The 14,591-nt window shown below is 58.2% G+C and carries 12 protein-coding genes and 1 pseudogene; 9 read left to right on the forward strand and 4 right to left on the reverse strand.

The features are described from left to right. Nucleotides 1–854: 854 nt before the first annotated feature. Complete coding sequence (locus QQL28_RS45960) at nt 855–989, reverse strand: hypothetical protein (RefSeq protein WP_348522533.1); 135 nt, start codon at nt 987–989, stop codon at nt 855–857. Between the two features lie 1,090 nt (nt 990–2,079). On the opposite strand from QQL28_RS45960, the pseudogene QQL28_RS46240 reads away from it, so the two are divergent. From QQL28_RS46240 to QQL28_RS45970, 3 genes and pseudogenes are all read left to right on the forward strand, one after another. After that, nucleotides 2,080–3,224: pseudogene (locus QQL28_RS46240) on the forward strand (cytochrome P450). A gap of 20 nt (nt 3,225–3,244) precedes the next feature. Further along, on the forward strand, nt 3,245–3,445 hold the full coding sequence (locus tag QQL28_RS45965) for a hypothetical protein (protein ID WP_348522534.1): 201 nt from the start codon (nt 3,245–3,247) through the stop codon (nt 3,443–3,445). After that, the gene (locus QQL28_RS45970; protein ID WP_348522537.1) at nt 3,446–3,718 is read left to right on the forward strand and encodes a PLP-dependent transferase; all 273 of its coding nucleotides are present in this window, start codon (nt 3,446–3,448) and stop codon (nt 3,716–3,718) included. A gap of 130 nt (nt 3,719–3,848) precedes the next feature. Here the strand turns inward: QQL28_RS45970 and QQL28_RS31920 are convergent, their stop codons facing one another. Beyond that, nucleotides 3,849–6,506: a PAS domain S-box protein gene (locus QQL28_RS31920; protein WP_284271899.1), complete on the reverse strand. Its 2,658-nt coding sequence runs from the start codon at nt 6,504–6,506 to the stop codon at nt 3,849–3,851. Between the two features lie 442 nt (nt 6,507–6,948). Here QQL28_RS31920 and QQL28_RS31925 point away from each other — a divergent pair, with 442 nt between their 5' ends. After that, entirely contained in the window at nt 6,949–7,221 is a 273-nt protein-coding gene (locus QQL28_RS31925) for a hypothetical protein (protein ID WP_284271900.1), read from the forward strand. A 363-nt stretch (nt 7,222–7,584) separates the two neighbouring features. Here QQL28_RS31925 and QQL28_RS31930 read toward each other — a convergent pair whose 3' ends face one another. After that, complete coding sequence (locus QQL28_RS31930) at nt 7,585–7,797, reverse strand: hypothetical protein (RefSeq protein ID WP_284271901.1); 213 nt, start codon at nt 7,795–7,797, stop codon at nt 7,585–7,587. A gap of 514 nt (nt 7,798–8,311) precedes the next feature. Here QQL28_RS31930 and QQL28_RS31935 point away from each other — a divergent pair. Beyond that, nucleotides 8,312–8,632, forward strand: a complete 321-nt coding sequence (locus QQL28_RS31935; RefSeq protein WP_284271902.1) for a hypothetical protein — start codon at nt 8,312–8,314, stop codon at nt 8,630–8,632. Nucleotides 8,633–9,285: 653 nt separating this feature from the next. On the opposite strand, the gene QQL28_RS31940 is transcribed toward QQL28_RS31935, so the two are convergent. Further along, on the reverse strand, nt 9,286–9,579 hold the full coding sequence (locus QQL28_RS31940) for a type II toxin-antitoxin system RelE/ParE family toxin (protein WP_284271903.1): 294 nt from the start codon (nt 9,577–9,579) through the stop codon (nt 9,286–9,288). Between the two features lie 286 nt (nt 9,580–9,865). Between QQL28_RS31940 and QQL28_RS31945 the strand changes: the two genes are divergently transcribed. The 4 genes from QQL28_RS31945 to QQL28_RS31960 all read left to right on the forward strand — a co-directional run bounded on the left by QQL28_RS31945 (nt 9,866) and on the right by QQL28_RS31960 (nt 14,375). Next, complete coding sequence (locus QQL28_RS31945) at nt 9,866–10,903, forward strand: strawberry notch-like NTP hydrolase domain-containing protein (RefSeq protein WP_284271904.1); 1,038 nt, start codon at nt 9,866–9,868, stop codon at nt 10,901–10,903. Continuing rightward, nucleotides 10,903–11,961 carry a DUF7146 domain-containing protein gene (locus tag QQL28_RS31950; protein WP_284271905.1) on the forward strand — a complete coding sequence of 353 codons (1,059 nt, stop codon included), beginning with the start codon at nt 10,903–10,905 and terminating at the stop codon, nt 11,959–11,961. Before QQL28_RS31945 ends, QQL28_RS31950 begins: the two co-directional genes overlap by 1 nt. Before the next feature lie 826 nt (nt 11,962–12,787). Beyond that, nucleotides 12,788–13,033 (forward strand): hypothetical protein, encoded by a 246-nt coding sequence (locus QQL28_RS31955; RefSeq protein WP_284271906.1) that lies wholly within the window; start codon nt 12,788–12,790, stop codon nt 13,031–13,033. A gap of 403 nt (nt 13,034–13,436) precedes the next feature. Then, the gene (locus tag QQL28_RS31960) at nt 13,437–14,375 is read left to right on the forward strand and encodes a DUF2493 domain-containing protein (protein ID WP_431309678.1); all 939 of its coding nucleotides are present in this window, start codon (nt 13,437–13,439) and stop codon (nt 14,373–14,375) included. Nucleotides 14,376–14,591: the final 216 nt, after the last annotated feature.

The following is a 14,591-nucleotide window of genomic DNA, read 5'->3' on the forward strand; positions in this document are numbered from 1 at the left end:
GGATCTTCGTGGCGAGCACCTGTGCTTTCGGGCCTGGGATCGTCATCTGGATCCAGCCCTTCCTAAATGAAGCGTCGACTTTCTCGGCGTCGACAACGTTCGGCAGCCCGCTTGAAAGAAACGACAAGAGCGCTTTGAGATTGCAAGTGCGAAGAAGTCACGGCACGCAATCGATGCGAACATCGTGCGATGACGCCGCTTGAGCCGGGCTCCCGGCATGGCCGAGCAGGTTAGCAAGCGTCGCGCGTCGAGGTCGAGATTAGGCAACGTCGTTTATGAGGCATCACCTCGTCTCCCATTGAGCTGTTCTGAGTAAGGCTTCTTGTTCAAAACACGTGCCAACTGCGAAACCGCATAGACTATTGCCCTCAGTCTCTTCGCCGTCAGCGCCCTTGAGAGAAATTGAGAGACGTTCCGAATGGAGGATTTCTGGTTCATCGTAGCCATAAGGGGCGAAGCTGAAGCAGCGGGATGTCCCGATCAGTGTTGAATTAGGCAGGTTTCTCTTACTAGCCAACGGATGCCGGGCGTGATTCCGTCTTCACGCTGATTCGCGGAGGCGGGGCATGTCAGGTAAATCTCCAGTCGTGGCGAGTAAAGAGCAGCTGGGCATTGCGGACCCTTGCAGTTTCGCGCGGTCGCGGGGGGGCCGATTGGGCGAGAGCCGTATTGCTGACGTTATCGGGTTGACCAGCCCACGCATTGCGCAAACCGCTTCGGTGTGAGCGCGCGAACGACGGCTCACCATTCACTTTGGCCGAAAGAGGACACTGCATTCCGGACAGGCAGTTTTCATCACTCTGGCGGCTGCGGATTGTTGGCGGGATTGGTGTCGTGCTTGATTATCCGCGCAATCAGTCCGCGGCTGACCAGCGGCTGCAGGGCGTCTCCAATGCATCGGCAGTTGCCTTGGCATAGACTTCGCGGTCGTCCACGTAGACCGCGAAGCTCTTCAAGTAGTTCTCTCGCTTCGCCGGATTCTCGATCATCGCCTTTGTCCATTCGTAGAGCGGATACGCTCGATGCCGTATTTTTCGCCGGCGGCCACATACTCGGCAAAGGCATCTAACAGACATTTTGGCGCGGCACGATGGGATACGAGGGTATCGAACAATGGTCCCAACTTCGGCTCTCGGCGTCTTAGTCGTATCGCTTCCCGTCGCAGCCGAATCGCTTACATCAAATCTAAGCTGGTATTCCCAGTGAGGCGTCGCGGCTTTCCTCTCGCACCCGACGTGTCCTCTCTAGCTACTCCAGGCCCTTCCGAAGCAGGTCGTTCGGCAAGTTTCGGGTGTCAACTAGCATCGCCCCTGGGCAGGCTGGGATCTTACAACAACGAACAAATTCTGCGCTGCAACTATTCGGCTGTGGACCAGTTCCGCCTCCGGTGCGGTGTGCGTCGGCGAAGACGAACGCAATCTCAGCGACGTTTCCCGCCCGACCGTAAGCTTGAGCTTGCCGCGCGCATATGAGGGTATGCAATCGGACAAGGCGTCTCAAACGTAGCGGTATACAATGCGGTCAATCGAATCCCTAAAGCGGATCGTTGCGTCATCGTTTGAGCTCCCGTCAGAGCGTACCTCGATAGGCCTGCTTCCGCCTCGATTCGGCAACTCCACAGAACGTCCCGCATTGCTGGCCCGCGAGAGCCTCTTCCTCCCAGACCATTTAACATCCTCCGTACAGGCCGGCCTGTCGCAGCATAGTTCGTGAGAACTCATCTCCCTTGGCGATCACAGTTCCCTTGGCGATCACGGTCAACTCTTCCACATTTCACTCCCGAAGGTCGTGCTGCCGACCAACAAAACGCAAGCGTGATGTGCCCAAGACGTCGCATTCAGCGATCTTAACGCCGTGGCCGCATAGCCAGCCATGTCCTCTTAACCGCCAGTTGGTCAGCGATGCAAGCTGCGATTAGGCGAGGCCGTGTCACTAAATATACTAGTGAAAGCAACCTTGCGCTCCTCCGGGAAATGGTAGGGAGCGTGCGCTCCACTTTCGGATATCGTCCGCTGCCTACACTCAGGAGCAAGAGCGGAGGCGAACCAAGAGTCGGGTGACCAGCGTCGGGAGAAACTCATGGATACGTTACAAACAGATCACGGACGCGAGGATCCGTGTAACATCCAGCTGAGTGGTCTGGACGTACGCGAGCCCAAACGCTTTCAGGACGATAGCATATGGCCCTACTTCGAGCGGCTGCGAAGGGAAGATCCCGTTCACTACTGTCAAGACAGTCCGTACGGCCCATATTGGTCGATAACCAAATACCGCGACATCATAGCGGTTGATACAAATCATAAAGTGTTCTCGTCAGAGCAAGGCGTCACCACTGTCGATGTGCCAGCGGAACACCTTCCTCCGAGTTTTAAGTCGCGTTAGAGCGAGTCTTCACGGCTTGCCGCACAATGAGACCTTCAACTTGGTCGACAAGGTCTCGATTGAGCTGACGACGCAGATGTTGGCCAGGCTATTCGACTTTCCTTTTGAGGATCGACGGCTGCTGTCGTATTGGTCGGACGTAGCCGTTCAACTCCGAACGAGGGCCACACGATTGACAGCTGGGACAAGCGAAGCGCAGTCCTGTCCGAGTGCTTGGATTATTTCGCACGGCTTTGGAGCGGTCGGATAAATGCCGAGCCTCGGCTCGACTTGGTTTCGATAATGGCGCATTCACCCGCGACCCGGAATATGGACTCACGCGAGTTCCTTGGCAATCTTATCCTCCTGATTGTCGGCGGAAACGACACCACGCGCAATTCGATCAGCGGTGGCCTCTTGTTCATGAACCAGAACCCGTCCGAGCTACGAAAGCTACGAGACAGTCCTATGCTGGTGTCGAGCGCGGTGTCCGTGATTATTCGTTACCAGACGCCCATCGCGCGCATGCGCCGCGACGCCTCGGCCGATTTCATCATAGGTGCCAAACAAATTAGAAAAGGCGATAAGGTCGTCATGTGGTACATCTCTGGTAACCGGGACGATGAGTTCATCGAGAACACCAACAGCTTCGTCATCGATCGCAAGAACGTGCGGCAACATCTCTCGTTCGGATTCGGCGTCCATCGCTGTGTTGGTAGACATCTTGCGGAACTGCAGCCGAAGATCCTTTGGGAGGAGATGTTGAATGGACGCTTGAACGTCAAGCTCGTTGGCGAGCCGTGCGGGTCGCATCAAACTGTGTGCGCGGTTATTCCGTGATCCCAGTGCAGGTTGTAGCTTAGGTTGCGATGTTATGAGTTTGATGGGGACCAAATATATCGGCGGCCATGGCACCTTGATCGGAGGTGCCATCATCGAAGGCGGCAATTTCGACTGGGAAGCGCATGCGTCGCGTTTTCCGCTGCTCACGCAGCCCGACGAGGCCTATCACGGTGCGATCTGGACCGAAGCCGCAAAGCCGCTCGGACCGATCGCCTGCATCCTGCGTGCGCGGGTGAAGTAGCTGCGCGGTCTCGGTGCGGCTCAAAACGCCTTTCAGTTCATTCAGGGGCTCGAAACCATACCGCTGCGACTACGTCAGCATAACGAGAACGCAATCAAGGTGACGAATTTCGTTGCCAAACAACAGTCGATCTTGCAGGTCAACTTCCCGGGTTTGCAGAGCGGCGAAAATCGCCGGCGCGCTGACACGCATTTCTATCGACGCACGCCATCGCGAAAGCCAAGCACGTTTCGCCTGCGACGATTTGCGGACACGAGGCGCATGCCGACGTGAACGCAGCCCGCAACATTCTTAGGGCCGGAACGCGGCCCGCGGTGGAGGTCTCCTTCCGCCGCAAATCTCGTAGAGCCGCTTAAATTAAGGCTCCTCGGAAAAATCCCCTCCCTTCAGGGAGGGGAAGACGTTAAGACACGACCGGCAGGACAAATTGAAAGGTCGCGCCCGGCTCTTGCTTGCGGACGATGGACAGGCGCCCTCCGTGAGCTTGCACGATCGAACGACAGATCGACAGACCCATTCCAAGGCCGCTCGATTTGGTAGTAAAAAACGGGTCTAAGAGGCGATCAATGTCTTCGTCAGCGATCCCGGCGCCGCAATCAGTCACGGAGAGCTGCACACGCCCCTTATCGTCCCTGGATGACTGGATCGTCAGTTCGCGCTTCCGGTCGTCAATCGCTTGCATGGCCTCGATCCCGTTCATCACCAGATTGATGATCACCTGTTGCAGCTGAACCCGGTCACCTAGGACCGTGGGGAGTGTTGGCGCGAACTCAGTTCGCAAGGTCACTTGCTGATTAACCAGCTCACGTGTTACCAGCGTGATGGCCTCCTTGACGACCTCATTGATATCGAGCGGTACCATCTCGATCTCACCTTTCTTCGCAAGTGCGCGGACCCTGCGGACCACCTCACTTGCCCGAATCGCGTCTTCGATGATCCAGTCCACCGATCTGCGCGCAGCGGGAAGGTCGGGAGTTTCGCGTCCCATCCAGCCGAGGCACGCGTCAGCGTTGCTGATGATGGCGGCGAGCGGCTGGTTTACTTCGTGGGCGATGGAAGCCGTTAGTTCCCCCAGCGTCGTCACGCGTGTCACATGCGCAAGATCAGCCTGTGCCTTCCGCAGCTCCTGTTCGGCCTGATCTGCGCGAATCCTCGCGGTGATGTCGGTGCTGACGCCACGGTAGCCGAGAAAGTTGCCGCCTAGATCAAAAAAGGGCTTGCCGCTGGTCCGGACGTAGAACGCAGAGCCGGTTTTGCTGACTGCGCGATAGATCAGATCGCGAAATGGGAGATGTGCGTCTAGCATCGCCCGATGCCGCCGCCACTTCTCGGGTTCTTCTTCAACGTCGCAAGCGATTTCCCAGCGAGGCAGACCGATGAGCCCTGAGGCCAAGATGCCCACCGCGCTGGCGTGCTCCGATAAGTGGGTGACCAAGTGGTCTGGCCCGGTCTCCCAGAGCCAGTCGGAAGCGGTTTCGGCGTAGTCGCGAAAGCGCTGCTCGCTCTCACGCAGCGCAGCAAGGGTGTTTTCCAGCCGTTCCCTGGCTACGTGTTGCTCGGTGACATCCATATGCGTTCCGACGAGCTCGACGGTGGTGCCATCTCTTCCCAACACAGCGTGCGCAACTGAGTGTATGTGCCTTATCGTGCCATCGGGAAGACGGATTCGGAAATCATATTCGAAGTTACCTGCCTTCTGTTCGATAGCCCGACGTTGCACTTCCTGCTGCAGCGCCAAGTCATCTGGATGGATACGCGACCTGATGGTCTCAAGCGATACAAGCTCGTCCGGATCCAAGCCAAACAGACGACTCACTTCGGCGGAGCGATACGCAAAACAACGACGGTGGCAATCCCAGGCCCAAGTGCCCATGCGACTGAGCTGCTGCGCGTCGGCCAAATAGGCTTCACTACGGCGCAGTTGCTGTTCCGTCTGCTTTGCCGCCGTGATGTCCGTCGCCGCCCCGACAAACTCGATATCGCCAGTCGCGGTTCTCGTGGCCCATGCCGCCGCGCGAATGTGCTTTACCGACCCGTCTGGCATCAGCAATCGGTATTCATGCTCGAAATCCTGGCCTTGAGACGCTCGATCCAGAATCGCTTGGACGGAAGCCTTATCTTCTGGGTGGGTGCGGTCTAGTACGTGTTGCGGTGTCGGTTTCGTTTCGGGATCGTATTCGAAGATCCGAAAATTCTCCTTGGACCAAAAGACCTCGCCGGTGGCGGTGTTCCACCCAAAACTGCCAGTATGGCTCAATTCCTGCGCCTGCGCCAAATGCGCTTCGCTCCGCTGCAGAGCAAATTCCGTCCGCTTTCGTTCGGTGATATCTTCGCAGGCAATGAGGACAATGGGCTTGTCGTCGGCCCACAGCATTGCTTTGGCGTTTTCGCGCACCCATAGCACCGAGCCGTCCTGCCTGACCTTCTGGATGTCCCAGGTGTGCGACTGACCAATATTTGTGAGACACGCCTCGATGCATTTGCGAACGGCCTCACGATCTTCTTCCAGAAAGACCTTCAGCACGGATAGGCCGACCAATTCCGCAGGCGCATAGCCGAGTTGAGTTGCGCCGAAAGTATTGACGTTGAGGACCGTTCCGGCTTCATCGACCATGAAGTACATGACCGGATTATGCTCAAAGATTGCACGCCAGCGTTTTTCGCGGTCATGCAGATCGGCCGCGCTGTGCCGTAGCTTGGCTGCGACCTCACGCGCAGCCTCCCTTTCCTGGCGGACTTTTCCGATCAGCTGCGTTCCGACAATTGAGGCGGTTAGGAAGGCGACAACCACCAAAAGGTCCTCGGGGTCACCGATCCGGAGACCGAACGTGGACGGCGTAAACAGGTATACTGACGCAGCGATAGAGACGATGGAAAGCACCGACGATGCGATGAAGCTGCCCATCAGCGAAAACAGCATTATCACCACCAGATAGGCGAACGCCGTCGCTGCGAAAGGGCTATGAATATACAAGGAAGTTAACGTCACCGCCGCTAGCGTAATGCTACCAAAAACTAGCTGCGTCGCTGAACGTCCGAACGTAGTGAGCTGGTTAAACATGCTTGTAGCGGTCCGGCCTTTCTGGCGGAGAGGTTAAACACTTCAATTTAATTCGACGCCGACAGGCGCTCCTGTGTGATTTTGAGATCGCCACTGATCACAACAGCCGACGAGGGCGCACTACAAACCTTCGTATAGTTACAAACCTTCGCATATTTCTAACTATTTTAAATCGAACGGTCGCATAGGGCAATTATGCCTTGGTGTCACGCGGTTTACCTTTCTTCTCGATGGTAAAGGGCCCGTGCTGCAGCCAGATTGCCTTTGAGCCCAGCAGAAGGGTCGAATCCAATCGCGGTTGATCCGTCGGATGGTGCTTGGCGGTGCCAGTTGCACCTATGACGAGAAAGTCCGCTGTCTCGCACGCGGGATGTGCGAATGGACTCGGTGCGACTTTCTATCTTCCACGCGACGTGGCAGCCCGACACGAACTTGCCCGGCCGTGCGCGAATTCGGCCAATCGCAATCTTGCCGCTATCGCTCCGCCCCGCGCGTGGTGCTCGCGCATGACGCTGAGAAGGAGGAGCTGCGCGTGCAGATGCATGCGTTCAAGGACATGGTCTTGGAGGAACGCTGGGAGCGGCTTGTGGTGCTCGTAGTCAAGAAGCTGGCGCTCAAGCTGAGCGATCTTTTCAGGCTGTGCCACGCGGAGTGCGCTGGCGAACGACGATGCGCCTGCGTCGAGGTCGTCCGACAACATTTGTACGTTGCTTAAAGCACCTGCCGCGTTGTGAGCAGGTGCTGGAGCCGTAGGCTGCCCGTGCTGCAAAGGCCAGCTTCACAAGATTGGCGGAAGGCGTGAGGGAGGTGCTCGGGTGATGCCGTGACGCTGCGGGGCCGCGAACGGTTCCGTTCCAACCACGGCTGCAGCCGTTGCACCGATGGCGTGGTCTAGGTGAAGGTACGGCCGCCCGTGATTGAGAATCGTATGGCAGCCACGGCACTCGTGGGTTACGTGGTGGTCCGAAGTTCGCCTGGTATCTGCCGCCGTTTTTCAGCGGCGGCTAAGGCGGCGTCGAAAGGCGGCGGTGACGTCGCTCGTGAACACGGAAACATTTCATGAGCCCGACCTGCAGTCCTACTGACCGATGTGCTCGAGTGCATCGCTTCCGGCCGAAGCAAGAGCCATCAGTTGCACGAGCTGCTCGCCTGGAACTGCAAGGCGGAGTGCCATCGCACCACACAGGCCGCCGCATGAGCCCACGTCGCCATAAAGCAGCATGGCCGATGGGGCAGCCGCGATGCCGCTGAGGAGCTCGTGCGATGGCTCCAGGCTCGCCTCGATCGGCATCCTGCCGCCACCACCAATCCATGCTCGATCTATACCGCGTCGCTCGATCTATACCGCGTCGGCTTTTCTCACACGTTCGCCGACGTCGACTCACCGCCGCGGTGCTTCCGGTTTCACGCGGTCTCTGGAGACGGCGCAAACATGCGTCGTCCCACTTTTGATTTATCGCTTCGGTCGCGACGTTGGTTGGATTTCAAGTTTCTCAGCCCGCAGAACAATGCGCTTCGCAACGGCGTTGAGGGGATCTTCGCAGTAGTCAGTCGGAATTATTCGAATGTCCCTTTGGCAGGTAGGAGACTCAATCCTCTCGATCGCGCCGCAGTTGCTTTCCAGTGTCTCCCGTTCAGCCGCTGGGTCGACAGATTTTGCGAATACAACGGCGATCATCGTGCGACGCCGAGCTGCAATGCAGCGGTAACCATCCCTGGCGTAGAGACATATTACGTTTCGAATCTCGATAGGCTTCCCGATTAGCCTTCCAGGGGCGACATGAAGGTCATCCGGATCAACGACCTTGAAATCGTTCGGGCTGAAGTTCGTAACGATTTCTTTGGTGTTCGCTGTTTCCGGCCCGCTGGGAACGCCAGCTGTCGTTCGCGTTGCTGCGGCTTTATCGAAGCACGATAAGCGATCCTTGTCGTCCTTCACGGTCGCGCAGCCTACCAATTGCGTGACGACCCCCACTGCATCGACAGCGAGCGCGGCCGGCGTCGAAAGAGATATGATTGCGGCGCCACAAAGATACCAAGGGGACTTCCGCTTCAAGAATGCTTGCCGGTACTTCATCGAAGTCAGTTTTCTTTACAATAGTGTGGGAGGCATCGATGGCCTCTGAAAACTCGCAGCTGCCCTGGACAGCTTGCCTTGTCGTGGCGTCCACGTAGCCAGCGAGCCGGACTGCTTTAATAGTGCATCGGCCGGTGGCCGTAAGCCTGTCGCCTCCAGATGTCTATGGGCGTACGGCACACAACTGTGCGGCCACCAATCCTGGCAGGTGCCACGCGGGTGCTTTTGGGAAAGAATTGTGTCCGATCCTCAGAACATTGATTTCACAAGATCATGCTGTAGCGAAATTGGTCCATGAACGCCTGGGAATACGTCAGGTGGAGCGCGTCTCGAATAGGCGGGTTTGTCCAGGCAATGAGTGTAGCAAAACGCCAATCGCAAATGTCAGAACACTAGGCGGCGCCATGAATCCAAGATTTCCAAAAACTCCGCAGTCGCCCACGGACTTGCGCGGGGGCCCCAAAAATCGGAGACGAGACAAGTTGGCCCTTCTCAAAAGTCTAAGGATATAGCCATGATGTCCCGTTCCGTCCGTCTCGTGAGTCAGAGTGAGCAACCTTGAGTTGGCGCTTCTCGGCGTTCGGCAGGCCGAGATCGGCGAATATGTTGCCTGAGCCCGTGAGCAACCTTTTCTTCGTGCTCATCATCGGTCTCCCTTTTTTGCTCTGTGGATAGCCTCGGCGCCTCATAGGCGCTGCCGAATCAGGTCGATGTATCGTTGCGGCGTGGAAATGCCGCTGGTGGATTCTTCTGGAATCCGTACAGGGCGTTCAGGACGCTCCCCAGACACATTGGATCGACGGTTCGGTAGGTATCGCCGTCGAAATTGTCGCGAATCTCCAAACACCCGCTGAAGCCCTTCAGGGGCTTCGCATTGCGCGGGTGTTCGCCATGCTGCGCTTCGAAAAGGGATTGGCGGATCTTGCTTCGGACGGCCGCCGGAGGTCCTTTCTTACTCGAACCCAGGCAAGCGATGGCCGACGTCTTCTCGATCACAGTGGCTCGCTCTCTGGGCTGCTCGGCTTGCCGACAAGGCGTAATCCGGACCGCCGCGCAGCGAGAAGCCGACCTTCTGCCCGAATTCCCCATGAATGCGACGATGAGGAACAGCAGGGAAGCCACTTTGCCGGAATTGCTGTTCCACCGAAGGAGGTGACGGCGAGGAGCGGGCTCTCCCGTCCCTCGCACCTCTTCCCAGGCTCCTGCCGATTCGGCAGGTGCACGCCTTTGGTCCAGGCGAGGGCGTTTGCGTGGCTCCCTCTGATGGAGAGGAAGAGGGGAGATGAGCAGGTTTGAGCCGGTCGGATCACGAGAGAGCGCCGGCGGCTCGCTGCGCAACCGCTCTCCTCAGGCTTTCCATATGTTCAAGCCATCAGATTCTAGGGCCGCGGCTGCCGCAACGCTCTCGCCCGCGGCAGTCTCTTTGCTTCGTATAGCACGCCTTCTACTCCCAAGTGCGCGCGGCCAGAGTATCGACGTGATCTTGGGGAGCGGCATCGAAGTTAGGTTCGGTCTCATTGACACAATCGACTGGAAAACTGTCTATGACGCCTGGGAGGCGGCGGCCGTCCCGTCCCTTCGCAAATATAAATCGGTTATCGGCGCCAAGCCAGGATTGCCGATTTCAATGTTGCCGATGCTTTCGAAAATCCCGGGACGTCTCACGGCCCAAATACGCCACTGGGAAGATAGTCAGGCTCTTGAGCAGTTGTCGACGCAGCTCCGGGTCGGCGACATCTTGATCGACAATTGGGCGATGAGACAGCGGTCCGGCGTCTCGATTAACAAGTCGAACAAATTGATTGAGGATGCGCAGCGTGACTGGTCCCTGCTCGATATGGAGCGGCTGCCCATCACGCGTCTCCCACGGTTCCGCCGGCGCTCGCCGATCCGGATCGCTGAAGGCGTCCTTTTTACAACCTACGCCACGCTACGCGCCGATCGACAAGGCGAGAAGCCTTGGCGCGTCAGGCACGTTGTGGAATCGTTGGGCCCTGACTTCAACGCGATGGCTGCTTTCGACGAGTCATATGCAACGCAGAATGCGTCAGCCGATGTGCCGGTGATGACGGCTGACTCGTTTGCGGCGCTCATTGACGGGCGGACCGTTTTCGATCTCGCAGAAAGTCTCCGGCTCCATCGCGCGCAAGTGATAGATGCCAACCGTATTGAACTCTCCAGGTTTACCGACACTATGCGGCACCGCTTCGCCTTGAAGGTGCGCATGTTCATCCGCGTAGTTACGTCAAACGCGGGGGGCCTCTCTAAGGTACTGGAGAGCTATCCGCTCGCGCGGGTCGCCGAACGGCAGGCCGCGTGATGGGATGTCAATCTCACGATCTGACACATCGTCTCGCGCGCGAGGCCGAGGCGGTGTGCCGCTACTATCTCTCCAACGGTCACCGTCAAGGCAGCTATTGGATGGTCGGCGATGCCCGCAACACACCAGGGCGCTCGATGTTCGTGCGACTGATAGCTTCGCCCAAGGGGCCGGCCGGCAAATGGACGGATGCCGCAACAAGTGAACATGGCGACCTTCTCGACATCATCCGCGAAAGCTGCGGGCTTCTCGATTTCCGCGACGTCGCCGATGAGGCGCGGCGATTTCTGAACTTGCCTCGCTCGGGCGTCGCCCCATCGAAGGTTACGCACAGTAGAGCGCTGGCCGGTTCGCCCCAGGCGGCGGTGCGCCTCTTCGCCATGTCGCAGCCGGTCGCGAGCACCCTTGCCGAAGCCTATCTGCGCGAGCGCGGCATTACAGTTTTGGGCGAAGATGGGGAGCTGCGCTTCCACCGCCGCTGCTACTACCGGTCAGATGAGAACTCAGAGACGGAGATCTGGCCGGCATTGATCGCCCGTGTCACGGACCTCAAGGGGCGGATCACTGGCGTCCATCGCACCTGGCTCGACCCTGACGGCTTCGATCGCGTGCGTCTCGGAAAGGCGCCAATCGCCACGCCGCGGCGTGCCATGGGCAACCTTCTCGGCAATGCGGTCCGATTTGGTGCGTCCGATGATGTGCTTACCGCCGGAGAGGGCATCGAGACGATGCTCTCGCTTCGCTGCGCGGCCCCGAGAATGCCCATGGCTGCCGCGCTTTCAGCAAACCATCTTGCCGCCCTGCTGCTTCCGCTGACGCTACGCAGGCTCTATATTGCACGCGATGCCGATGCAGCCGGCGATCTCGCTGTAGCGGCCCTGACCGAGCGCGCCATCGCGGCTGGTATCGAGGCGATTGCCTTATCACCTCGACTTTCAGACTTCAACGAAGACCTGCGAACCTTCGGCCTCGGTGAACTACGCTCAGCCTTACAGTTCCAGTTTACTCCGCAGGATGTCGCGCGCTTCATAGTCCCCGTTGCAACCAACGGGTCCTGAGTGCGATCTCGATCAAGTGGTCGCGCTGAGACCTGCCGCCTTCCCGACGGCTAACCGGTGCAAACGCCGTTTTGAAGGTCGATGGGATTGGAATCTCTAAAGGTGACCGAAAGCCGCCCGAAGCACCTACCAAACTTTCAGCCGCGCACTCCTTTCACATCGAGTGATATACCTTCCATCGCACCCAGGTGGTAGGAGCCAGACGATCCGTTCGGATCGGCGCCTATTCGCATCGAGGAGCCGGCCGGTCAGCGCATTCCTTTCGTTCGCAGCCGTGAGAGAGGCTCGCAATGTCCATTCCTCGCCGACTAAAGTCGTCGCCTCAACAATCCTACGAGCACACATCTCTGCCTGGCAACTATGACTCGGCTAAATCGCAGAAACAACTTGAATCGCACGTAACGACAGGTTGTGGCATTGAAAGCCCATAATCAAGCTACACATTCAGGCATCGGTCCATCTAGGAAACCGGCACATCGCGTCGGCTTAGACATGCGCGCTCTCCATCAGTATGAGCACAACAAGCTTGCTAGCCAAGCCTAACCCCGCTGACCGCGAAGAATCGACCACAGGTGCAGACGGTAGCCACGTTACTAGTTTCGCAATTCTCTTCAGGAGAGTCGGAGTACGTGGAGGGCAAAGCCGCCCATCCAACTAAGCCATCACTATCGTGCGAGAGATCGGCGGAGCCATTTCGCGCAAAGTGTCATGATTCCGCGCATGAAGGGATCGTAGCATTCCGAGCGCTCATCAGGGAGTCGCAACATCGCGGACAATCCGGCTGCATTGCTCTCAGGCGAGCAGCGGTCATATGAGGACGCAAAGCTTGATTCAGGCGGAAAAAGATGTGGCCGCGCACATGCTCGCCTCATTAACTACCGGCTCGTTGCAGAACCTCACCAGACCCACGCGCGAACAGGTCGCGCATCATTTTCGGCTGGCGTGCGAAAAGACGGGATTCGTTGGGACGGAGGAATCTTCGATGCGAATATTGAGGCTTGTCTCACATGAAATCCGCAAGGCGCCATCAGTGCTCAACCTGGTCAACCGCCGCGAGGGGCCACCACAGTGAGCGAGTTGATGAGAGCACCCTCTCGCTAAGCTCGCGGCCCCAAAACGTTGCTCAGGCTTTTCCTGCGCTCACTGCTTCCCGGTCGCGCTCGAGGCCGGTTGAATACAGCCGCCAGTTCATGACCGGTCCTGTGAGGGCGACCTTCGCGGATAGAGCCGCCCCCTGGCCTTCTAGAGGCGATCGGACGGCAAGCGGGACGGCCCCGCAATGGCAGAGGTCGCGGCTATTTTCCGCTGGCGCGTTCCGCGCCTTTGCATCGCGAAACAAAATAGCCGCACCTCTGCCATCCTCCGCTTCGCTTCGGCCCTGCGCTTCGCTTTGGGTTCTGGTCCGTGCCGCTTGCCGTCGGGTGATCGCCACGAAGGCCGCGATGGGCGCGGCCGATCCGGAAAGGACCTCACCCATGGTGACCGAAAGCGACGATCCGCGATTCGAACCGCACCACGCTCCATCTCTGACCGATCACGCTCTTGCCGAACTTCAACTGTTTGGCTTTCGTCCTTTGCAAGATGAACCCGATCCACGGCCGCTTCCCGAAACCAACGCAATCACCGGTGCCATCGCCGACATCTTCGATGCACTAGTCTCGACCCTGAGCGATACGCGCCTGGAGCCGGATCTTGAAGACTTGCTCTGGTCGGCTGTCAATCTCTTCCATCGCGCGGCGGAACGCATCGAACGCGAACTTGACGCCAATGAGCAAGCGCAGCAGAGGAGCCAACGCGAGCAGAACGGCTCGGAAGTACGATCCGTCGAACTCGAACGGCTCACCGCCGAAGGCGTTACGCTCATCGAACGCCGCAACGCCATGGAGTTCTTTCGCGACCAGGCTGCCGAAAGTTTCGAAGTTCACACCGGTTCGCCCTGGCGGGCGCGCTCTGGCTCAGTCGTCAACCATCGTAATCTTACCGCCGCGATGATCGATAGCCGAGACTTTCTCACCGCAAGGCGCAGGGCCGAGACCGAGGTGATGCTCCCTGCTGGCCCTAAGATCGCGCTCACCGGTGGCCTCGATTTCGACGACGTCAAGCTTGTCTGGGATAGGCTCGACAAGGTCCACGCAAAACACCCCGACATGGTTCTGCTGCACGGCGGCTCGCCGAAAGGTGCCGAATTGATTGCTTCAAAATGGGCCAGCAATCGCAATGTTCCGCAGATCGCCTTTAGGCCGGACTGGACAAAGCATGCGAAGGCCGCACCATTCAAGCGCAACGACGCGATGCTCGAGGTCATGCCAATCGGAGTTATGCACTTCCCGGGCACAGGCATCCAGGACAATCTCGTCGATAAGGCCAAAAAGCTCGGCATCCCGGTCTGGAAGTTTGGCAAAGGCGGCGCGTGAGTGCCGTCGTCTCAATTGACGCCGAAAGCGACGCCGCAGCACCTTAAAAAGACCGATGCCGCAGTATTGTCGTCGGTGCATCGGACCCGCGGTGATCTGGGCTCGGTGTATCCCGCATTCGCCGACGCGCTTGTGTCAAATTTGAAGGTCCGATCTGTAAGCCTAATTCCGCCAATGGCTTCCCTAACTCAAGTTCGGCGCAGACCGCCATGCTGA

The organism is Bradyrhizobium iriomotense (genome assembly GCF_030160715.1).
In the GTDB taxonomy this organism is placed as follows: Bacteria; Pseudomonadota; Alphaproteobacteria; order Rhizobiales; family Xanthobacteraceae; genus Bradyrhizobium; species Bradyrhizobium iriomotense.